The organism is Qipengyuania sp., assembly GCF_965277845.1.
In the GTDB taxonomy this organism is placed as follows: Bacteria; Pseudomonadota; Alphaproteobacteria; order Sphingomonadales; family Sphingomonadaceae; genus Qipengyuania.
Window position 1 is genome coordinate 1276898 of sequence record NZ_OZ255844.1, and the last position, 20661, is coordinate 1297558.

The 20661-nt window shown below is 63.2% G+C and carries 19 protein-coding genes; 13 read left to right on the forward strand and 6 right to left on the reverse strand.

Annotated features, from left to right (window positions below):
• Position 1: 1 nt before the first annotated feature.
• Positions 2–2524, reverse strand: coding sequence for a DNA topoisomerase (ATP-hydrolyzing) subunit B (gene gyrB, locus ACQY4G_RS06300; RefSeq protein WP_421989548.1), 2523 nt, complete (start codon positions 2522–2524; stop codon positions 2–4).
• A 129-nt stretch (positions 2525–2653) separates the two neighbouring features.
• Here gyrB and ACQY4G_RS06305 point away from each other — a divergent pair, with 129 nt between their 5' ends.
• The 9 genes from ACQY4G_RS06305 to ACQY4G_RS06345 all read left to right on the forward strand — a co-directional run bounded on the left by ACQY4G_RS06305 (position 2654) and on the right by ACQY4G_RS06345 (position 12240).
• The gene (locus tag ACQY4G_RS06305) at positions 2654–4036 is read left to right on the forward strand and encodes an L-serine ammonia-lyase (RefSeq protein WP_421989550.1); all 1383 of its coding nucleotides are present in this window, start codon (positions 2654–2656) and stop codon (positions 4034–4036) included.
• 43 nt (positions 4037–4079) lie between these two features.
• Positions 4080–5633 carry a class I adenylate-forming enzyme family protein gene (locus tag ACQY4G_RS06310; protein ID WP_421989552.1) on the forward strand — a complete coding sequence of 518 codons (1554 nt, stop codon included), beginning with the start codon at positions 4080–4082 and terminating at the stop codon, positions 5631–5633.
• Between the two features lie 639 nt (positions 5634–6272).
• Positions 6273–7847 carry a glutamine-hydrolyzing GMP synthase gene (guaA, locus tag ACQY4G_RS06315; RefSeq protein WP_421989554.1) on the forward strand — a complete coding sequence of 525 codons (1575 nt, stop codon included), beginning with the start codon at positions 6273–6275 and terminating at the stop codon, positions 7845–7847.
• Between the two features lie 76 nt (positions 7848–7923).
• Positions 7924–8367 carry a CHRD domain-containing protein gene (locus ACQY4G_RS06320; RefSeq protein ID WP_421989556.1) on the forward strand — a complete coding sequence of 148 codons (444 nt, stop codon included), beginning with the start codon at positions 7924–7926 and terminating at the stop codon, positions 8365–8367.
• A 25-nt stretch (positions 8368–8392) separates the two neighbouring features.
• Complete coding sequence (locus tag ACQY4G_RS06325; protein ID WP_421989558.1) at positions 8393–9253, forward strand: hypothetical protein; 861 nt, start codon at positions 8393–8395, stop codon at positions 9251–9253.
• A gap of 90 nt (positions 9254–9343) precedes the next feature.
• Positions 9344–9403: a hypothetical protein gene (locus ACQY4G_RS06330; protein ID WP_421993582.1), complete on the forward strand. Its 60-nt coding sequence runs from the start codon at positions 9344–9346 to the stop codon at positions 9401–9403.
• A gap of 3 nt (positions 9404–9406) precedes the next feature.
• On the forward strand, positions 9407–10141 hold the full coding sequence (locus ACQY4G_RS06335) for an ankyrin repeat domain-containing protein (RefSeq protein WP_421989560.1): 735 nt from the start codon (positions 9407–9409) through the stop codon (positions 10139–10141).
• Between the two features lie 37 nt (positions 10142–10178).
• The gene (locus tag ACQY4G_RS06340) at positions 10179–10892 is read left to right on the forward strand and encodes an endonuclease III domain-containing protein (RefSeq protein WP_421989562.1); all 714 of its coding nucleotides are present in this window, start codon (positions 10179–10181) and stop codon (positions 10890–10892) included.
• Positions 10893–10929: 37 nt separating this feature from the next.
• Entirely contained in the window at positions 10930–12240 is a 1311-nt protein-coding gene (locus ACQY4G_RS06345; RefSeq protein ID WP_421989564.1) for an NRAMP family divalent metal transporter, read from the forward strand.
• On the opposite strand, the gene ACQY4G_RS06350 is transcribed toward ACQY4G_RS06345, so the two are convergent.
• The 3 genes from ACQY4G_RS06350 to ACQY4G_RS06360 all read right to left on the reverse strand — a co-directional run bounded on the left by ACQY4G_RS06350 (position 12213) and on the right by ACQY4G_RS06360 (position 14433).
• Complete coding sequence (locus ACQY4G_RS06350; protein ID WP_421989566.1) at positions 12213–12635, reverse strand: hypothetical protein; 423 nt, start codon at positions 12633–12635, stop codon at positions 12213–12215. The two genes, ACQY4G_RS06345 and ACQY4G_RS06350, sit on opposite strands and share 28 nt — an antisense overlap.
• Before the next feature lie 75 nt (positions 12636–12710).
• Complete coding sequence (tldD, locus tag ACQY4G_RS06355; RefSeq protein ID WP_421989568.1) at positions 12711–14132, reverse strand: metalloprotease TldD; 1422 nt, start codon at positions 14130–14132, stop codon at positions 12711–12713.
• 40 nt (positions 14133–14172) lie between these two features.
• On the reverse strand, positions 14173–14433 hold the full coding sequence (locus tag ACQY4G_RS06360; RefSeq protein ID WP_067692750.1) for a zinc-finger domain-containing protein: 261 nt from the start codon (positions 14431–14433) through the stop codon (positions 14173–14175).
• Positions 14434–14488: 55 nt separating this feature from the next.
• Between ACQY4G_RS06360 and ACQY4G_RS06365 the strand changes: the two genes are divergently transcribed.
• Positions 14489–15427, forward strand: coding sequence for an ABC transporter ATP-binding protein (locus tag ACQY4G_RS06365; RefSeq protein ID WP_067692756.1), 939 nt, complete (start codon positions 14489–14491; stop codon positions 15425–15427).
• Between the two features lie 457 nt (positions 15428–15884).
• Complete coding sequence (nadB, locus tag ACQY4G_RS06370) at positions 15885–17471, forward strand: L-aspartate oxidase (protein ID WP_421989570.1); 1587 nt, start codon at positions 15885–15887, stop codon at positions 17469–17471.
• Positions 17472–17624: 153 nt separating this feature from the next.
• On the opposite strand, the gene ACQY4G_RS06375 is transcribed toward nadB, so the two are convergent.
• Together ACQY4G_RS06375 and ACQY4G_RS06380 are read right to left on the reverse strand one after the other, a co-directional pair.
• Entirely contained in the window at positions 17625–18005 is a 381-nt protein-coding gene (locus ACQY4G_RS06375; protein ID WP_067692761.1) for a PilZ domain-containing protein, read from the reverse strand.
• A 91-nt stretch (positions 18006–18096) separates the two neighbouring features.
• Positions 18097–18432: a PilZ domain-containing protein gene (locus ACQY4G_RS06380; RefSeq protein WP_083508249.1), complete on the reverse strand. Its 336-nt coding sequence runs from the start codon at positions 18430–18432 to the stop codon at positions 18097–18099.
• A gap of 196 nt (positions 18433–18628) precedes the next feature.
• Between ACQY4G_RS06380 and ACQY4G_RS06385 the strand changes: the two genes are divergently transcribed.
• Together ACQY4G_RS06385 and ACQY4G_RS06390 are read left to right on the forward strand one after the other, a co-directional pair.
• Entirely contained in the window at positions 18629–19519 is an 891-nt protein-coding gene (locus tag ACQY4G_RS06385) for an alpha/beta fold hydrolase (protein WP_421989572.1), read from the forward strand.
• A gap of 425 nt (positions 19520–19944) precedes the next feature.
• Complete coding sequence (locus ACQY4G_RS06390) at positions 19945–20430, forward strand: energy transducer TonB family protein (RefSeq protein WP_421989574.1); 486 nt, start codon at positions 19945–19947, stop codon at positions 20428–20430.
• Positions 20431–20661 lie beyond the last annotated feature (231 nt).

Here is a 20661-nt window from a genome sequence, read left to right on the forward strand (position 1 = left end):
GTCAGACGTCCAGATTGGCGACGTTGAGCGCGTTGTTCTGGATGAATTCGCGGCGCGGTTCGACGACGTCGCCCATCAGGCGGGTGAAGATCTCGTCGGTCACATCGGCATCCTCGACCTTGACCTGCAGCAACGCGCGGTTGTCGGGGTCGAGCGTGGTCTCCCACAGCTGCTCGGCATTCATCTCGCCAAGACCCTTGTAGCGCTGGATTTTTTGGCCCTTGCGTCCAGCGGCGATGACGGATTCGAGCAGTTGCGTGGGGAGGGTGATCGCATCGTCGGCAAGGATCGGTGCATCGTCCTCCGTATCGCTGGTATCGACCTCATCTGTCTCGGCCCCGGTCCCGCTTCGCACGAGCCGCATGGGGCTCGTGTAGAGATCCGCGAAGTCATGCGCGACGCGGTGGAGCTTGCGTGCCTCCGCGCTGTCGAGGAAGGCGGGATCGATCTCGTGGACGTCGGTTACCCCGCGCCAAAGTCGGCTGAGGCGGACCTTGCCGTCTTCGCCGGTCTCGGCGCTCCAGCGCGCTTCGGGATCGCCCATTTGCAGGTGCGCGGCAGCGCGGTCGAGCGCCGCCGAGCGGTCGCCTTGCGGATCGAGCGCGCCAGCCAGCGCCATCGCCTCGATCAGGTCGGTCTTGTACTTGCGCGGCACGAAGCCGAGCAGGTTGCGCATGCGAAGGCCGTGTTCGACCAGCGCTTCCAGTTCGCCGCCGCCCCGCACGCCGCCGCCTTGGGTTTCGAGCACCCGCCCGTCGAGCCCCTGCGCGATCAGGTAGCGATCATAGGCGGCCTGGTCTTTCAGATAGACCTCGCTCTTGCCGCGGGTCACCTTGTAGAGCGGGGGCTGCGCGATGAAGAGGTGTCCGGCCTTGACGATCTCGGGCATCTGGCGGTGGAAGAAGGTGAGCAGGAGCGTGCGGATATGCGCGCCGTCGACGTCGGCGTCGGTCATGATCACGATCTTGTGGTAGCGCAGCTTCTCGAGGTCGAATTCGTCGCGCAGGCCCGTGCCCATCGCCTGGATCAGCGTGCCGACTTCTTTCGAGGAGATGATCCGGTCGAAACGCGCGCGTTCGACATTGAGGATCTTGCCCTTGAGCGGCAGGATCGCCTGCGTCTTGCGGTCGCGGCCCTGCTTGGCCGAGCCGCCTGCCGAATCACCCTCGACCAGGAAGAGTTCGCAATTGGCGGGGTTGCGATCCTGGCAATCGGCCAGCTTGCCGGGCAGCGAGGCGATGCTCATCGCGCCCTTGCGGCTCATTTCGCGTGCCTTGCGGGCGGCTTCGCGTGCGGCGGCGGCATCGATCACCTTCTGGACGATCGCCTTGGCCTCGTTCGGGTTTTCCTCCAGCCATTCGCCCATTTTCTCGCCCATCAGCGATTCCAGGGGCTGGCGAACTTCCGAGCTGACCAGCTTGTCCTTGGTCTGGCTGGAGAATTTGGGATCGGGCAGCTTTACCGATACGATGGCGGTCAGGCCTTCGCGCATGTCCTCTCCCGAAAGCGAGACCTTTTCTTTCTTCAGCAATCCCGAGTTGGATGCGTAATTGTTGAGCGTGCGGGTCAGCGCGGTGCGGAATGCGGCGAGGTGTGTGCCGCCGTCGCGCTGCGGGATGTTGTTGGTGAAGGTGAGGACGTTTTCGTAATAGCTGTCGTTCCATTCGAGCGCGACGTCGATGCCGATGCCGTCTTTTTCGGCCGACACAGCGATCGGTTCGGCCACCAGCGCCTGCTTGTTGCGGTCGAGGTATCTGACGAAGGCGGCGATCCCGCCTTCGTAGAACAGGTCGTGCTCGAGAGGCTGCTCGTGCCGCTTGTCGCGCAGCAGGATGCGCACGCCCGAATTGAGAAAGGCGAGCTCGCGATAACGGTGCTCGAGCTTCTCGAAATCGAACTCGGTGACGTTCTTGAAGGTGTCTTCGGAAGCCTTGAAGGTGACGCGCGTGCCCTTCTTGAACCCATTCTCGTCGGGATTCTGCTCGACCGTGGGCGCATCACCCACAATGCGCAGGCTCTCGACCGCATCGCCGTGCTCGAAGCGCATCCAGTGCTCCTTGCCGTCGCGCCAGATGGTGAGTTCAAGCCATTCCGAGAGCGCGTTCACCACCGAAACGCCCACGCCGTGCAGGCCGCCCGAGACCTTGTATGCGTTGTCGTCGCTGGTGTTCTCGAACTTACCGCCCGCGTGCAGCTGGGTCATGATGACCTCCGCCGCCGACACGCCCTCTTCCTTGTGCATGTCGACGGGGATGCCGCGGCCATTGTCTTCAACGCTGACCGAGCCATCGGGGTTGAGTTCGATCAGGACGAGGTCGCAGTGCCCCGCCAGCGCTTCGTCGATCGCATTGTCAGACACTTCGAAAACCATGTGGTGGAGACCCGATCCATCGTCGGTATCGCCGATATACATGCCAGGCCGTTTGCGCACTGCGTCGAGGCCCTTGAGGACCTTGATCGAATCCGCGCCGTAACCGTTCTTTTTCGGCGCTTCTGCGCCCGTATTTTCAGGGGTATCATCCATGCCGATCATATAGGCTTTCGGTGGCGGAAATCCAAAGTTTTGCAGTCGATTTTACCCACAGATTGGCGTGGCATCGGTTTCAGCTGCAACCGGTTGATTTAGGCATGCGAAAAGCGCATCCCGAGCCGCATGCTATCGGTACTCGACATCTTCAGAATCGGGATCGGCCCCTCGTCCTCGCACACGGTCGGGCCGATGCGGATTGCGCGGACCTTCGTCCGGGCGCTGGCCAAGTCGGGCAAGCTGAACAAGACCGCACGAGTGGCCGTCGAATTGCAGGGCTCGCTGGCGCTGACGGGTGTCGGGCACGGGACGGTAGATGCCACGATCCTTGGCCTGATGGGCTTCGCTCCCGACACGACTTGCCCCGACGAAGCTGCGGCAGCGCTAGAACGGCTGCGCGGCGACAAGCGACTCAAACTCGGAGGCGCGCGCGAGATCGCATTCGACCCGAGCGGCGATATCGAGCTCGCAGGGCATATCATTCCCGATCTGCACCCAAATGGCATGACGCTGGTCGCCTATGATGCCGCGGCCAAGCAGCTGTCCAAGCGTACCTATTATTCGACCGGCGGCGGCTTCGTCGCCTCCGAAGCGCAATTGAAGCGCAAGCCCAAGGACGATCGGATCAATGCGGGCGCGCGCGTGCCGCATGATTTCGGTTCGGCGGAAGAGTTGCTCGCGGCATGCGAGGAGGCCGGCCTTCCGATCGCGGAACTCGTACTTGCAAACGAGGATGCCTTCCGCCCGCGCGACAAGACGCTCGACGGCATCGACCGTATCGCCAGCGCGATGGACCAGTGCATCGATCGCGGCCTGTCGCAGCGCGGTATCCTGCCGGGTGGGTTGAAAGTCGCGCGGCGTGCGCCCGATCTGTGGGACAAGCTCTCGGCCAACCCGCAATCGAACGAACGCGAACAATTGTTCGACTGGCTCAATTGCTATGCCATGGCGGTGAATGAGGAGAACGCGGCGGGCGGGCGCGTGGTGACCGCCCCGACCAATGGCGCGGCGGGGATCATCCCGGCGGTGATCCGCTTTTATTGCGAGGACGAGGGCGCTCGCTGTACCGAGCGGCGCCGCACTTTCCTGCTCACCGCGGGTGCGATCGGGCTGCTTTACAAGCAGCGCGCGAGTATTTCTGGCGCCGAGATGGGCTGCCAGGGCGAGGTCGGCGTCGCCTGCTCGATGGCTGCGGGCGGGCTCGCGGCGCTGTGGGGCGCCTCGCCCCAGCAAGTCGCCTGCGCGGCGGAAATCGGCATGGAACACAATCTCGGCCTGACCTGCGATCCCGTCGGCGGGCTCGTGCAGGTGCCCTGTATCGAGCGCAACGCCATCGGCGCGGTCAAGGCGGTCAATGCCGCGCGCCTCGCGCTGCACCGGCCCGAGACCGACACTCGCGTCAGCCTCGATCAGGTGATCGAGACCATGCGCCAGACCGGGCTCGACATGTCGAGCAAGTACAAGGAGACGAGCCAGGGCGGTCTGGCGGTCAATGTGATCGAATGCTGATCTAGTCTCTCGACAGGCGCGCGCGCGACGATAGGGTGCGCGCATGGGAGAGACACAGATTGCCGCGCTGGCCGAACCCTTCGGCAGCTTTCCGCACATCATCGCCGCCAACGCCGCAGCCCTGGGCAGCCAGGTCGCGATGCGAGACGACGATGGCGAGCTGACCTGGTCCGAACTGGGCGACAGGGTCGAGCGGATCGCCGCGCGGCTGGCAGAGGAGGGCCTCGAGCGAGGCCAGTCGGTAGCAATCCTCGGCTATTCCTCGATCCCCTATGCGCTGGTGTTTCTCGCCGCGGTCCGCGCGGGCGGAGTGGCAGCGCCACTGACCACCAGCGCCAGTCCCGACCAGCTCGCCGGAATGGCGAGCGATTCGGGCGCGCAGCACATCTTCATCGATCGCGCGAAGCTGGTCGAACTGGGCGAGGATTGCTTCGCGGGCATGACGCGCGTCGTGCTCGACGAAGATCTCGATAGCTGGATGGCGTCGGAAGGAACCATCGCGCCGGCTTTCGACCCGGAACCGGGCGATCCGTTCAACATAATCTATTCCAGCGGGACGACCGGCACGCCCAAGGGCATCGTCCATTCGCACCAGATGCGTTGGCGGCAATTCGCCGCGACGGCGGCAAGCTGGCTCGAAAGCGGCCTGCCGGTGCGCACGCTGGCCTCGACCCCGCTGTATTCTAACACCACCATGGTCGCTTTCCTGCCACCACTGCTTGCGGGCGGGACCGTGAGGGTCATGCGCAAGTTCGACGCGCTTCGGTGGCTGGAATTCGCGCAAGACGACCGGGCGACCGCGACAATGCTGGTGCCGGTTCAATACCGGCGCCTGATGCAGGAATCGCGCTTCGATGACTTCGATCTTTCCGCACTCCACCTCAAATACTGTACTTCCGCGCCCTTCCCGGCGAAATTGAAACGCGAGGTACTCGACCGGATGCCCGGCGCGCTGATCGAGATCTATTCGATGACCGAGGGCGGGGTGGTGTGCCTGCTCGAAGCGCACAAGTTCCCCGACAAGCTGCACACTGTCGGCCGCCCCGCGCCGGGCAGCGAATTGAAAGTGCTCGACGATGCCGATAAGCCCGTGCCGCCGGGCGAAGCGGGCAATCTGATCGGGCGCAGCCAGACCATGATGGCAGGTTACAAGAACCAGCCCGACAAGACGCGCGAAGGCTACTGGACCGATCCCGAAACGGGCGAAGTGTGGCAGCGGATGGGCGATATCGGCCGTGTGGATGCCGACGGTTTCGTCGAGCTAGTCGGCCGCGCCAAGGACATGATCATCTCGGGCGGGTTCAACATCTTCCCCGTCGATCTCGAAGGCGAATTGCTGCGCGAGGCCGAGGTGGTCGAAGCCGCGGTAATCGGCGTGCCGAGCGAGCGTTGGGGCGAAACGCCCGTGGGATTCGTTACCCTGAGAAACGGTGCGGGCGACTGCGAGGCGATCCGCGAGAGGGTCAATGCGCGGCTGGGCAGAACCCAGCGCCTTGCCCAGCTTCACGCGATCGAAGACATGCCGCGCAGCCATATCGGCAAGCTGCTTAAGACCGACCTGCGCGCGGAGGCCGAGCGGCAGGGCTTGCCCGTCTAGATTACCGTCGGTGATAGCAGCAGGCTGGTCAGACCGGCGGCCAGGATGAGGGCGGCGAAGCGGTTTGCGAAATCGAACATGACAAATCTCCTTGCGTGAGTGTGCAAGGACGTTCGCGTATGCCTTTGCGAAAGTTACACGGGCGAATCGCCGCGAGCGTTTCGAGACGCGGCGCCGACTTCTAGGGGGGAGGGAGAGGAATGTCGGCGGCCGCGTCTCTACTCGCTGCCATATCGCCTCGCCGGTGCGGGGGGCCGGTGGCCGGCCGCTATTGGCGAGGAAGGCCAGAAGCACGGTTGCTTGGGGGACCGACGCTCCTGCAAATCGTCCGGGACGGAGTATCAGGGGTCACCGTCCGGCTGTGAGGTCGGTAATAATCTTTCAGTCGAGTGATAGAAAGTGAGAAAAGGTTGAACGACGTTGCGTTTCACGCAACGCAGAACTCGTATGCATTTGGGCCTGATGAGCGGCATCCCGCTATTCTCGACGGGATAAGGTCCGGGCATTCCTTGCGAATTGCACCGAAGTGCATAGTCGCAACGTCGAGCAAGCGCCGCCAGGCCCGTTTTCCAGCGTCTGCCACGCAATCGGTTCGCTGGTGCTGGACAGGCGTGGCGCGCTGGCCTTAACGGGTGCGCCATGCAGGCAGAACATCTTCCCGATTCCATTCTGATCGTCGACTTCGGCAGTCAGGTCACCCAGCTCATTGCACGCCGCGTGCGCGAGGCGGGGGTCTATTCGGAAATCGCACCGTTCACACAGGCGGAAGATGCCTTCAATCGGCTCAAGCCCAAGGGCGTGATCCTGTCCGGCGGCCCGGCCAGCGTACCCGATGAAGGCAGCCCGCGCGCGCCCGACATCATCTTCGAAAGCGGTGTGCCCGTGCTCGGCATTTGCTATGGCCAGCAGGTCATGACCCACCAGCTCGGCGGCGAGGTCCGCCCGGGGCATGAAACTGGCGAGGGCGGCGAGTTCGGCCGCGCATTCTGCGAGGTGTCGGATGAATGCGTGCTGTTCGACGGCCTGTGGAAGCCGGACGAAACGCACCAGGTTTGGATGAGTCACGGTGACAAGGTTACCCGGATTGCCGATGGTTTCCGTATCGTCGCAACAAGTTCCGGTGCGCCCTTCGCGCTGATCGCTGATGACGAGCGCCGCTATTACGGCACCCAGTTCCACCCCGAGGTCGTCCATACGCCCGATGGCGGCAAGCTGCTGGCCAATTTCGTGCGTCACGTCTGCGGCTTGGCGGGCGACTGGACCATGGCCGAATTCCGCAAGACCAAGATCGCCGAAATCCGTGAACAGGTCGGCGACGGCAAGGTCATCTGTGGCCTTTCGGGCGGTGTCGATTCCGCGGTTGCCGCGGTCCTCATCCACGAGGCCATTGGCGACCAGCTGACATGCGTCTTCGTCGACCATGGCCTCATGCGCATGAACGAGGCCGAGCAGGTCGTCACCCTCTTCCGCGACCATTACAATATCCCTCTGGTCCATGTGAATGCCGAAGAGATGTTCCTCGGCGGCCTCGAAGGCCAGACCGATCCCGAAAAGAAGCGCAAGTTCATCGGCGGCGCCTTCATCGATCTGTTCGAGGCCGAGGCCAAGAAAATCGGCGGCGCCGACTTCCTTGCGCAGGGCACCCTCTATCCCGACGTCATCGAAAGCGTCAGCTTCACCGGCGGGCCCTCTGTCACCATCAAGAGCCACCACAATGTCGGCGGCCTGCCCGAGCGCATGAACATGGAACTGGTCGAACCCTTGCGCGAACTGTTCAAGGACGAGGTCCGCGAATTGGGGCGCGAGCTGGGCCTGCCCGAGATTTTCGTGGGCCGCCATCCCTTCCCCGGCCCGGGCCTGGCCATCCGCATCCCTGGCGAGGTGACCAAGGAACGCTGCGACATCCTGCGGAAGGCCGACGCGATCTACCTTGAGGAAATCCGCAATGCGGGTCTTTACGACGCGATCTGGCAGGCCTTCGCGGTGCTGCTGCCGGTCAAGACCGTCGGCGTGATGGGCGACGGGCGCACCTACGACAGCGTCTGCGGACTGCGTGCGGTGACCAGCACGGATGGCATGACCGCCGATATCTATCCCTTCGACAGCACTTTTCTCAGCCGCGTCGCCACGCGCATCATCAACGAGGTACAGGGCATCAACCGCGTGGTTTACGACTATACGTCGAAGCCCCCGGGCACGATCGAGTGGGAGTGAGGCCAGCAGAGGCCAGGGAACATCCCCCACAGCCTCCCGTTCCAATTGCGAGACTTATTGTCGCAAGGGGGACCCAATGATCCGTCGCACGCTTGTCACCGCCACCGCTGCTATCGCTCTCATCGGCTGCGAAACGGTCCAGCAGACCTATACCGAGGCCATTTCTTCGACCTATACTGCCGAGCTTAGCGGCGCGAACGAGGTGCATCCGGGCGACCCCGATGGGTCGGGGTTGGCGGAAATCAGCTTTGCCGACGAGCTTACGCGGGTGTGCTGGGACCTGAGCGATCTTGAAAATATTGCGCCGATCACGGGCGCGCATATCCATCGCGGTGCCGCCGGGACGGAGGGTCCAGTGGTCCTCCCGCTCAAGCAGGCAACAGAGGGCGGTTGGCGTGGATGCAGCAGCGATACCTCGTGGGTGCAACAAGCCTTCGACGAAGGCATCGGCAATTATTACGTGAACGTCCACACGGCAGAATATCCGAGGGGCGCAATTCGCGGACAATTGCAACAGTAGAGCGCAAAGCGGGGAGGGGCGGAACTTGACTTCGATATCTATCGGGAAAGTCCTCCTCATACCGCTGACGCTTGGCCTTGCCGCATGCGCAACCACGCCGGACGTCGCGACAGCGCTTGACTGCAAGGCTCCCGAAAAGCTGGGCCTGTTCGATCCCTCGCGCGATCTTCTGGTTGCCAATTACGATTCCAAACCCGACGTCGATGATTTGCAGGCGGTCGCGGGGCTGGGATCGGTACTCAGGCACCCCGACTATGCCTGTATCGACTATATTGCCACCGCCGGTGCCTATGGCTCGCAGGGCGGGAAGTTTCTTCCGGCAGCACAGCTCTTCACTCTCGCATTCGGCGACAAGTGGTTGGACGCGCACGCTGATCGCGATGCCACGGTCGTCGCGCTCGCCGAGCGGATGCACACGACTATTGCGCGTGGCGGCAGGGTGTGGGTTGCCGAAGCAGGGCAGTCCGATGTGACCGCTGCTGCGGTCGAGCAGCTACCAAAGGACATGTGGACCGGCGTTCACGTGGTCCAGCACAGTTATTGGAATGAAAGCATGACCAGTGACGAGGCCATGCAGACCGTCGTCTACAACACACGCTACCACCGCATCCAAGACGGCAATTTCCCCGACAATGGCTCGCCCGCCTTCAATACGACGGAAAATCGGCACTGGCAGGCGCTGCTCGCCGACCCGCACATCGGCCCGATCTGGGCCGAAGCAAAACGCCTGTCCGACCTTCACAACCCGGTCGCTGCCTATGTGAACCCGGCGGTCGCTGCAGGTGGGCTCGATTTCTCGGATACGGTCGAAATCGCCTACATCTTCGGCTTTGACGACATGGAGGGCGTCGGAGATTTCGTGGAGCGGTTTGCGCGCGGCGAATAGACGGGGCCAACGGGACGAGCGCGGAATTCGGGCTATGGGAGCGTCGCCCTCGGCCGTGTCGCCTCCCTCATCACCAATGATGTTCAGCGTATCAACCGGCTGGTGTATGACGGTGGTTCGAAGCCGCCCGCCAATCTCGAATGGGAGTAGTCAATGCAGCCGGACGAAATGCTGATTCGCATCGCCTCCGGGCGGACCGATCTGTTCGTCGATCTGTTGAAGCGCGACGACTGGCGCGACGTTTTGACGCAGGGGCGCATCAAGCCGCTGCAGTGGTTGGTCTATTACGACGACGTCACTGCAATGAAGCTGGTGCTCGATGCCGGCGGGGACTTGTCGAGCATCGACCTCGATGAAGAATTGGGAAACACCGCGTTCTTCGGTCACTGGAAGATGTGCGACTTCCTGCTGATGCAAGGCGCCGATGCGCGCTATGCCAATGCGGATACCGGCGAAACCGCGCTCCACAGTGCCTTCTGCAAGGCAGGTCGTCCCCACTACAACTACGTCGTCCGGCTGCTGCTCGAGCATGGGGCGGATACCAATGCCGCGACCGTGCCGGGCCGCGAAACCGGCGGGTTCATGCGCGATGTGAGAACGCGCGGTGAAACCCCGCTGCACCGCGCGGCCGCGTTCGCAGACCCGCGGGGTATCCAGCTGTTGCTCGATCATGGAGCCGACAAGGAAGTGCGCGACGCCCATGGCGATACGCCGCTGGCCTGGGCGAGCTGGCATTTGCGTCCCGGGGCCGTGCTGTCCTTGCTGGCCTATGGGGAGCACCGGATCACGCCGGCCCATGTGGAGAGAAACACCAGCGACCACGGTGCGGGCTGGGGCAATGCGATGGAACGCAGCCTGCTTGGCGACTATCTACCGGAATCGCTCTAACCGGCGCTGGACCCCACCCGATTTCGATTGAAACAGATTGACCGAATTCGAACTCCCTTTCGAGCCCGATCCGCGTAGCGAAATTCTGCGTCGGCTACAGGCACTGCTGGTCCAGCGCTTCGGGCATATCGAACGCGCGGCCGCGAATTGGCGGCGGCCCGAATGGGTTCTGGTGCAAGGAGTGATCGGCGCACGGACCAAATCCGAAATCTCCAATGCGGCGACGGATCGCCTGCTGAAACGCTGGGGAAGCTGGGAGGCGGTCGCCGATGCCCCACTGGACGAATTGCAGGCGGAGCTTGTGACTCAGACCTATCCCGCGATCGCTGCCGAGCGGCTCAAGGCGAGCCTCTCCGCGCTGATCGACTTGCGCGGTGCGGTGGATCTTGCGCATCTTGCCGATATGGAAACCGGACCGGCGATGGAGTGGCTCGAACGCCTGCCCGGTATCGGGCGCAAGATCGCGGCGGGAGTAATGAACGCCAGCACGCTCGACCGCCGCGCAGTCGTGCTCGACGGACATCATACCCGCATCCTCCAGCGGATGGGGCTGGTCCCCGCCAAAGCCAGCACGGCACGCGCGTTCGATGCGATCATGCCGGCCATGCCCGAGGAGTGGTCGGGCGCGGATTACGACGAGCATCACCTGCTGATGAAGAAGCTCGGCCAGACCTGGTGTCGCCCGTCGGTACCCGACTGTGCCGATTGCCCCGCGCAGGCGCTGTGCGAAACGGGAAGCAAGCGCGCCTGATTGCGGCGCGCCTCGGCTTGCGTCACAAGGGCAGGCGATGAAGCGTATCGGTTCGATCCTGTTGTGGTCCGCAATCGCGGCGGCGTTCATTGGGCCCGGTACGGTCGCCGCGGCGGCGAGCGCGGGCGCGAATATCGGCCCGGCGCTGCTGTGGGCGATCCTGTTCTCGGGCATCGCGACCTTTACCTTGCAGGAATTTGCCGGCCGGCTGTCGGTGGCGACGGGTGACGATCTCGCAACCGTTCTGCGCCGTCGCTACCCGAGGGGCTTTGCACGCGTGGCCACCTTGTTGCTGGTCGGCGGCGCGGTCCTGCTGGGCTGTGCTGCCTACGAAGCGGGCAATATACTCGGCGGGGCAGCGGGCGCGATGCTTGCGATCGATCTGTCGAAGGACGTGGTGACCGTGATCCTGGCGAGCGCCGCGGGCTGTTTGCTGCTCGCCGGATCGCCGCAGGGCGTAGCACGGCTCATGGCGATCTTCGTCGCGCTGATGGGTGCGGGGTTCCTGCTTGTCGCGATTTCGCTGGCTCCTGCCATCGGACCGCTGCTTTCCGGTCTCGTCCCGACCCCCGGTTTCGCGGACGAACCCGCCGCCTTGCTGGCAGTCCTCGCGCTCGTGGGGACGACTGTCGTGCCCTACAATTTGTTTCTCGGAGCGGCGTTGGCGCGCGGGCAGAGCCTGGACGCAATGCGTTTCGGCCTCGCCGTTTCGGTGGGCCTCGGCGTACTCATCACTGCTGCAATTCTAGTCGTCGGAACCGCGCTTGCCGGGGAGTTCTCCTTCGCGGCACTGGGCGACGCGCTTGCCGCGCAGCTTGGCGGCTGGGCGCGAACGGGTTTTGGCATGGGCCTGCTCGCTGCGGGGGTTTCTTCAGCGGTAACCGCCCCTCTCGCGGCCGCATTGACCGCGCGGGGCCTGTTCGGCGCGGCCGACGATCCTCGCTGGCGGGCGAGCGGCTGGCGCTTTCGTTCGGTATGGTTTGCCGTTCTCGTTATCGGATTGGGTTTCGGATTGGCGGCCATCAAACCCACTCCCGCGATTCTTGCAGCTCAGGCTTTCAATGGCGTCCTGCTGCCGCTCGTCGCGCTGTTTTTGCTGGCGGCTATGAACGACGATTCGCTGCTGGGCGACAAGGCGAATGGCCTTGCCGCCAACGGGTTTGGACTTCTGGTGGTGAGCGTTGCGACAATGCTGGGCCTGACCGCAGTGGCGCGCGCGGCGGGTGCCGTACTCGGCTTCGCCCTGCCGGATCCGGGATTGATGTTGCCCGCCTTCGCCCTGCTCGGCGTGTTGGCGGGCCGCGCGATTACGCGCCGTGCTCAACCTTCGGCGTCGACCTTGGTATAGGGGACGAATTCGTCGAGGAAGATGACGCCGCTGAAGAAGCCGCTAAAGCGGTCGACCAGATGAATCTGGTCGGTACGGCACAGGCTCGTGCCATCGAACCGCCGGATGACCATCACATCGCTATCGTCGATGCTTTCGGGATTGCGCGTGTAATTGACCCATATGGTCTTACCGTCGCGATAGGCCAGCGCAGTACCATCGATTTGCGTCAGGTTGCGGCTTCCGAACGTACGGATACACTGCCGGGGCTCGCCTGCCTCGCGCCCTTCGAGCAACTTGGCCAGCTTCTCTTCACCACGGGTCATTTCGACAGGCTCTTCGGCGGTCTCTTCCGCCTGGGCGGGTGCGGCCAGGAGGCCGAGCGCGGCAGTGGCGAGGGCAAGGTGCTTGAGCATGGCGAGTCTCCTGATGAGCGTGCAGATACTAAATCACAAAGCCTGAACCTGCGATGAGTTCTGCGTCTGGGCGCCTCAGGCCGTGCCGCCCACCGTGATGCCGTCGATCAGCAAGGTCGGCTGGCCGACGCCCGCGGGAACACTCTGCCCGCCCTTGCCGCACATGCCGATGCCTTCGTCCAAGGCCATGTCGTTCCCGATGCCGCGGACCTTGGTGAGCACTGTGGGCCCGTCGCCGATCAGCGTCGCGCCCTTGATCGGGGCAACGATCCTGCCCTTCTCTACCTTGTACGCCTCGGTGCAGGCAAAGACGAACTTGCCCGAAACGATATCGACCTGTCCGCCGCCGAAGCTGGTCGCGTAGATGCCATCGTCGACGCGGCTCAGCAGTTCCTCGGGATCGTCGGTTCCGCCTTGCATAAAAGTATTCGTCATGCGCGGCATCGGCGCGTGCTCGTAAGACTGCCGGCGGCCGTTGCCGGTCGCATCGACCCCCATCAGCCGGGCGTTGAGACGGTCCTGCATGTAGCCTTTGAGTATGCCGTCCTCGATCAGCACGGTCTCGCGCGTAGGGGTACCCTCATCGTCGATGCTCAGCGAACCACGGCGATCGGCAATGCTGCCATCGTCGATCACGGTAACGCCGGGCGCGGCGACGCGCTCGCCGATCCGGCCCGAAAAGGCGCTGGTGCCCTTGCGATTGAAATCGCCCTCGAGGCCGTGGCCTACCGCCTCGTGCAACAGGACGCCGGGCCAGCCCGGGCCGAGCAGCACGGTCCGCTCTCCCGCCGGTGCCTCGACACTCTCGAGATTGACCATCGCCTGCCGCACGGCCTCGTCGACGGCCCGCATCCAGCGGCCCTCGTCTAACAGGTCGTCGTAGAGATAGCGTCCACCGAATCCGAAGCTGCCGGTCTCGCGGCGGCCGTTTGTTTCGGCGACGATGCTGACGTTGAGCCGCACCAACGGGCGAATGTCGCGGGCGGTGAAACCGTCGGCGCGGATGATGTCGATCGCGCTCCAGCTCCCCGCAAGGCTTGCGCTGACCTGCGCCACGCGCGGGTCCCGGGCGCGGGCGACCGCATCGATTTTCTCGAGCAGCGCGACCTTTTCCGCAAACGGCACGAGATCGAGCGGGCTGACGTCGGTGTAGAGATGGCGGTTGGTTCTCTCGGGCGGGGCGGCCTGCGGCGATTTTGTGGCGTCGAGCAATTGCAGCGTTTCGCCCGCCCGCGAGATCGCCCTGGCGCTGATCTCATTGGCATGCGCGAAACCGGTCGTTTCGCCCGAAACGCCGCGCAGGCCGAAACCCGAGTCGCGGCTGTAATCGGCGGTTTTCAATCGTCCATCGTCGAAAGTGAAACTCTCGGTCGCCATAAACTGGAGATAGAGTTCGCCATCGTCGCACGGCGCCAGCAGGCGCGCGGTCAGCGCCTTCGCTTCCTCGGGATCGAGCTGGTTGTAAAGAAGGGCGTGCGGGTCAGTCGATTGCGTCATGAGGCCCTATGTAGGAAGACGCAGCGGGGATGGCGAGAGGTCAGCGGTGTCCCGGATCGCCGCCTTCGGAAATATCCATCAGCTGCGACTGGTCGACACCGTCTGCGGGGCCGCCTTCGAGCACGAAGCGCCGGTCGCAATAGCCGCAGTCGACATAGCCGTGCTCGTCGATCTCGAGATAGATCTTGGGGTGGCCGAGGGCTGCAGCGCGGTAGTTCTTACCCGTGCGGATGTCGGTCGCGCCGTCGCACCACACGCTGCGCGTGGTGACCATGGATATTTCGGGAGGTGGCAGGCTCATGCGGTGCGCCGATAATGGGTTTGACCGGGCCGCTCAAGAGCCTAGGTCACACGCCATGACAACTCCTCCCGCAATCCGCATCGAAAACCTCGTCAAGGAATACGCCTCGCCCGGCCCCGGCGAGCCGCCCAAGCTGGCGCTCAAGGGCGTGAGCTTCGATGTGCCGCAAGGCGGCATCTTCGGACTGCTCGGGCCCAATGGCGCGGGCAAGTCGACGCTCATCAACATCCTCGCCGGGCTGGTCCGCAAAACCAGCGGTAGCGCGGAAATCTGGGGCTTCGACATTTCCGAGAATGCGCGTAACGCCAAGCGCTCGATCGGGATCGTGCCGCAAGAGATCGTTTTCGACCCCTTCTTCACCCCTTTCGAGGTGCTTGAAAACCAGGGCGGTTTCTACGGCGTCCCCAAATCCGAGCGGCGCAGCGAGGAACTGCTGAAAGCGGTGCATTTGTGGGACAAGCGCGATGCCTATGCGCGCACGTTGTCGGGCGGGATGAAGCGCCGCCTTCTGATCGCCAAGGCGATGGTTCATTCGCCCCCGATCCTGGTGCTCGACGAACCCACCGCGGGCGTCGATGTCGAATTGCGACGCCAGCTGTGGGAACTGGTCACCGAACTCAATCGCGAAGGCGTGACGGTGGTACTGACTACCCATTACCTCGAGGAAGCCGAGCAATTGTGCGACCGCATCGCGATCATCAACCACGGGGAGCTCATCGCCGACAAGCCGACGCGGGAACTTGTCGGCATGGCGCGCGAGAAGATCGTCGCGGTGACGGTCGACAAGGACCTTGGCGGGCCGATCATGGAAGAGGCCTTCACCAAGGCCGAAGTCGTCGAGCCACGGCGGCTCGAGATCACCTACGACCGCGACAAGGCGAGCGCGGGGCAGGTGCTCGCGCTCGTCCAGTCACATGGTTATGCGATCGAGGATGTCACCACGCGCGAGGCCGATCTGGAAGACGTTTTCGTCCAGCTGACCGGCGCGGGGTGATGTCCGTGAGTCTTTAGCTGACCTTGCTGTCCCCCCTGGCAAGCCACGGCACAGTATCTTATAGGTGGCCGGTAGGAGGGCGGGACAGAACAGCCGCAAGCTAGCGGCGGATGCCGCTAGCGTACCCTGAAACCTACTTAATAGCCCGCGGACCCAATCCTGCGTCCTTGACCATCTGCACCGCCCAGTGATGCGGCTCGATCTCTTCCATCGGTGCCTTGCAGTTACGGCAACGACCCACCTGCTGGCCGCCGGCGCGCTGTACATTCTTACGATCGATGCTGTGCCTGCCGACAGCGCAGGCAATTCGTCCCAGTCCCATGAACGACCCTCAATTTGCGGTTTTCGTTATCCCCTGTCGAATCGGGCGATAATGTGGCGACAGGGAAACCTTAACCCCGCTGCGCCGAATCGTTCCTTGCTTGCCGCGTAACGATTGCCTCGGCATGACGCGCGCATGACAGACATCCCCCACGACGTACTCGTCATCGGCTCGGGCGCGGCCGGACTGACAGCCGCGCTGGCATTGGCCGAAACCAAGAAGGTGTTGGTGCTGGCCAAGGGTCGCCTCGACAGCGGCTCGACCGCCTGGGCGCAGGGCGGGATCGCCGCCGTGCTCCACGCGGGCGACACCTTCGACGACCACATCCGCGATACGATGGTCGCGGGCGCGGGGCTCAATGATCGCGAGACTGTCGAATACGTGATCGAACGCGCGCCGCAATCGATCGACCGGCTGTGCGAATTGGGTGTTCCCTTCAATCGCGAGGAGGGCGATCTCCATTTGACCCGCGAGGGCGGGCATTCGCATCGCCGGATCGTCCATGTGAACGATGCGACCGGCTGGGCGGTGCAGGCTGCACTGCTCAAGGCGGCGGAGGACAATCCGAACATCACGCTGTTGCCGGGGCAAAGCTGCATCGATCTGGTGACCGGGCGCAATCAGGTCGATTATTCGGGATCGGGCCGCGTCTGGGGTGCCTATGCGCTCGACGAGGCGAGCGGCGAGGTCGTCACCCATGTCGCGCGCGCAACCGTGCTCGCGGCAGGCGGGGCGGGGCGCGTCTATCTCTTCTCCACCTCGCCGCGCGGGGCGACGGGCGATGGTATCGCGATGGCATGGCGGGCGGGTGCGCGGGTCTCGAACATGGAAATGATGCAGTTCCACCCGACCTGCCTCTACAATCTCGAGGTCAAAAACTTCCTCATTACCGAGGCGGTGCGCGGTGAGGGCGGCCGGCTGTTCAATCCGGTTACCGGCGAGCGCTACATGGAACAGTACGATCCGGAACGTATGGAATTGGCGCCCCGCGATATCGTAGCGCGCGCGAATGACGATCAGATCAAGCGCTACGGGCTGGACTATGTCCATCTCGACATCAGCCACCAGCCGCCCGAATTCGTGACCGAACACTTCCCGACCATTCACGAGAAACTGCTGAGCTTGGGGATCGACATGACCAGGGGCCCGATCCCGGTCGTGCCCGCGCAGCATTACACCTGTGGCGGAGTGAAGATCGGGCTCGATGCCAAGACCGACCTGCCGGGCCTGTGGGCGGCGGGCGAGTGCACCGAAAGCGGCCTGCACGGCGCCAATCGCCTCGCGTCCAACTCATTGCTCGAGTGCTTTGTCTTCGGGGAGGCGGCGGCCAGGGACATCCTCGACTGCTGGGACCGGCTCGACGACCCACCCGAAATTCTGCCGTGGGATGCAAGCCGTGTGACCGACTCGGACGAGGAGGTGGTCATCAAGCAGAACTGGACCGAGATACGTCGCTTCATGTGGAACTATGTGGGCATCGTGCGCACCACTAAGCGGCTCGAGCGGGCGGGTAACCGGATCGATATGCTGCGGCAGGAGGTGGAGGAATACTACGGGTCGTTCCGCGTCACCACCGACCTGATCGAGCTCAGGAACCTGCTCGAATGCGCCGGCCTGATCGTGAAGAGTGCCCTCAAGCGCCACGAGAGCCGCGGGCTGCATTTCATCATGGATTATCCGGAAACCGATCCGATCGGGAGGGACACGGTGCTGGTGCCGTAGCCGGCGTCAATTCAATCGGGCTTTCGGGCAGCCTCCTTTGGGAGACCCGAAAATCGCATGAGAATGTGGAAATACGTCGAGAAATTTCCCGCGCGTGAAGGCCTGCGCTGCCCGCAAGTCGGCCGCTGCCCAAATGGCGTAATTCCGGTCGGCTCACTTCAGGTCGGGTTGTCGTCGCATGGGCGGCAATTCGCGCCCGAAACGGTCGGCGGGTGACTGATGCTCCTCGTGCTCGATCGAGCGCAGCTGAAAATACTTGAGGGTCGCATCGACCAGTTCCTGGTAAAACCCAACGCCCATTCGGTCGCCATTCTTCCACATGATCTCGCCGATCACTGTAAACCCTTCGAGCAGTGTCACGGAGATCTTGCGCCCTGCCGTTGCGGTGACGCAATCGCCCTCGATCATACAACCGTCACGCGAGAGGTTGAGCAATTTGCCGGGCATGACCACCTCATTGATGGTAAACAGCACTTCGTCGTCGGTCTTCGAGCGTTTGCCGTTACGTCTCTCGGTTTCTTCGTGCTGCGACAAGCGACCCTCCTGTGGAAACGATATTTCTGTCACGATTGTGTCCAAATTTGGGCGTGCGACACGTGATAGTCCTTATGTAGCGTGAGCTGGTTCAGCTCTTCAGCGATCCCCAGCTTCCGAGCGACCAGTCGCCGCGCAGCATCCAGTCGTCGAGCGCGTATTGGCGGACGATATTGGGGCTGATCGGTTCCAGAAAGAAGATGCCGATGCTCTCGCCCAACTGCCAGGCGACTTCGCCGCGGGCGACATAACCCGGCAGCAGCGCCAGTTCCACCGGCGAGCCGATTTCGGCAATCAGGTCTCGGCACTCGACCATACAGCCCGACGGTGAAAGGTTGCGCATGGCGCAGCGTAACCCGACGCCCGCAACACTTATGCGAACATCGTCATGTGTCAGCTTTCGCTCTTCTTGCCTGCGATCGGCCATAGCGGGTCCAGAGGAAATCGATTCCCAGCGAGACTCAGAATGACCTGTCGGATGGCAGTGCGCTTGTACCCGAACGACATAATCGGGGGTGCGTTAGAACGATGCTAACCATGTTCCCCCCTCCGGGGATTTCGTGATGGACAATCGCACGTGTTTCCGGTGAGTTCTCGCCACGAAATGCATGGGGAGAGGCAGATTGCCCAAGGTTACCGCGAACGGGATCGAAATTCATTACGAAGAGCATGGCGACAAGGCGAACCCGCCGCTGTTGCTGATTATGGGGTTCGGCGCACAACTGACTCTGTGGCCCGACGAGTTGGTGGAGGCGCTCGCCCGCCACGGTTTTCGAGTAATCCGCTACGACAATCGCGACATCGGTCTCAGCCAAAAATTCGACGGGGTGAAAGCGCCCGGTCTCATCAAGATGACATTGCTGTCCAAGATCGGACTGACGCCCAGGGTCCCCTACACGCTGGCGGACATGGCCGATGACGGGGCGGGACTGCTCGATGCGTTGGGAATCGACAAGGCGCATATCGTCGGGGCGAGCATGGGCGGGATGATCGCGCAGCATTTCGCCGCGCGCCACGCCGACAAATGCCTCTCGCTCACCTCGATCTTCTCGACGACGGGCAATCCCAAGCTGCCGCCCGCCAAGCCCGAGGCGTTGAAGGCACTGGTCACCCGGCCCAAGAGCACCGAAGAGGAGGTGCTTGTCGAACACGGCATGATGCTGGCCCGCACGATCGGCTCTCCCGGATATCCGCCCGACGAGGAGCGATTGCGCGAACGCACCCGGGCCAGCGTGCGGCGGAGCTTCTATCCCGAAGGGCCGACGCGGCACCTCTCGGCAATCGTCGCCGATGGCGACCGCCGCGAGATGCTGAAGTCAATCTCGGTGCCGACTCTGGTGTTGCATGGCGAGGATGATCCACTGGTGCCCTGCGAGGGGGGGCACGATACGGCGGCCTCGATCCCGGGGGCCAAACTCAAAACGATCCCGGGATGGGGACACGACCTGCCGCTGGCGCTGGTCGACGAGGTAGCCGATGCGATCGCCGATCATGCCAAGGCGAGCATGAGCTAGGCCCGAAAACGGCGCTACCGGCAGTGCAAATCGCCAAATGGGAACGCTTTCCTTCGACCAACGCCCTGCCTCGCTCGACCAGCGGACGAACGGAAATTGTGCCAAAAGTATGACAGTAGCGAGTCCGTTACCCCATCTCGCAGGATTCTTGTTCGTAGCAGAAACGAGCGTTGCCACGAGCGTGAGGAAGTTCGACGGCATTTTCATTAAGTTTCGTAATCTGTCCTTTTATGCTGGAATTGCCGCTCGTTTGACAATAATCTTTCACCGTTTACCGTATCGCACAGGATAGCCGGCAACCGCAGCCGCTGGTTTGTCCCCGATCGACCAAAGATCGTGCAACACGGGATTGCCGCCTTCCTCCTGGTAGGCAGGGCGACACGAAACTGCGGCCGATCATCTTTTGCGAGAGAAAGGATGATCCGATGAAGACCCCCCTCATTGCTCTAGCCAGCGCGCTGCTGATGACAGCGGTTCCGGCCACTTCCCAGGACATTATCGTCTCGGCCGAGGAGGCCGCAGCAGTCGAGCTGATTTCGCGCGAGCTCGATCGCAATCTGGTTCATGCCGATTGGCCGCGCCAACAGGCTCGGGGGGAGGGTGTCGCCATGGTACGGTTCCAGCGCGATGCCGATGGCCGCGCCGTGGATGTCGAGTTCTATCGCCGGTCGGGCAGTTCCAGTGTCGATCGTCTGGCGCGCAGGGCCGTGAAGCGGCTCGGCCGGAATGCCCCGTTGCCGGCGCTTGGCGGGGCGGACCAAATCTTCCAGGCCAACATCATCGTGGCGAACAGCGAGCAGGCGTTCTCGAATTTCGCGAGCAAGCTCGCCAAGCTCGAGAAAACCCGGCTGTCCGACCCGCGTGAACGGAGGGTCTTTGCCTTCACCGCATCCCCGCGCAAGGCGAGCTGATACCCGACTGGCTTTGGCGCTCTTCGGCGTCGTCGCGATCCCGTGCTGCGGACGGGGCGCGGTGGCGCCGGAGTTGTTCTGCGACGGCCCGGCGAGCGCCGCGCCGATTCCAAAATTGCGCGCTCGGATTCGATTGAATCTCAAGCCGGCACGATGATTTTTGCCCGCAAAATTTTTTTCACCGATTCATTTTCGCCCTTGCGCTCGCCGCGAGTCCAGCTTGGTCCACGC

Coding starts and splice junctions, on each gene's coding strand:
- gyrB (WP_421989548.1), bottom strand. CDS start 2,524: ATGGATGATACCCCTGAAAATACGGGCGCAGAAGCGCCGAAAAAGAAC.
- ACQY4G_RS06305 (WP_421989550.1), top strand. CDS start 2,654: ATGCTATCGGTACTCGACATCTTCAGAATCGGGATCGGCCCCTCGTCC.
- ACQY4G_RS06310 (WP_421989552.1), top strand. CDS start 4,080: ATGGGAGAGACACAGATTGCCGCGCTGGCCGAACCCTTCGGCAGCTTT.
- guaA (WP_421989554.1), top strand. CDS start 6,273: ATGCAGGCAGAACATCTTCCCGATTCCATTCTGATCGTCGACTTCGGC.
- ACQY4G_RS06320 (WP_421989556.1), top strand. CDS start 7,924: ATGATCCGTCGCACGCTTGTCACCGCCACCGCTGCTATCGCTCTCATC.
- ACQY4G_RS06335 (WP_421989560.1), top strand. CDS start 9,407: ATGCAGCCGGACGAAATGCTGATTCGCATCGCCTCCGGGCGGACCGAT.
- ACQY4G_RS06345 (WP_421989564.1), top strand. CDS start 10,930: ATGAAGCGTATCGGTTCGATCCTGTTGTGGTCCGCAATCGCGGCGGCG.
- ACQY4G_RS06350 (WP_421989566.1), bottom strand. CDS start 12,635: ATGCTCAAGCACCTTGCCCTCGCCACTGCCGCGCTCGGCCTCCTGGCC.
- tldD (WP_421989568.1), bottom strand. CDS start 14,132: ATGACGCAATCGACTGACCCGCACGCCCTTCTTTACAACCAGCTCGAT.
- ACQY4G_RS06360 (WP_067692750.1), bottom strand. CDS start 14,433: ATGAGCCTGCCACCTCCCGAAATATCCATGGTCACCACGCGCAGCGTG.
- ACQY4G_RS06365 (WP_067692756.1), top strand. CDS start 14,489: ATGACAACTCCTCCCGCAATCCGCATCGAAAACCTCGTCAAGGAATAC.
- nadB (WP_421989570.1), top strand. CDS start 15,885: ATGACAGACATCCCCCACGACGTACTCGTCATCGGCTCGGGCGCGGCC.
- ACQY4G_RS06380 (WP_083508249.1), bottom strand. CDS start 18,432: ATGGCCGATCGCAGGCAAGAAGAGCGAAAGCTGACACATGACGATGTT.
- ACQY4G_RS06390 (WP_421989574.1), top strand. CDS start 19,945: ATGAAGACCCCCCTCATTGCTCTAGCCAGCGCGCTGCTGATGACAGCG.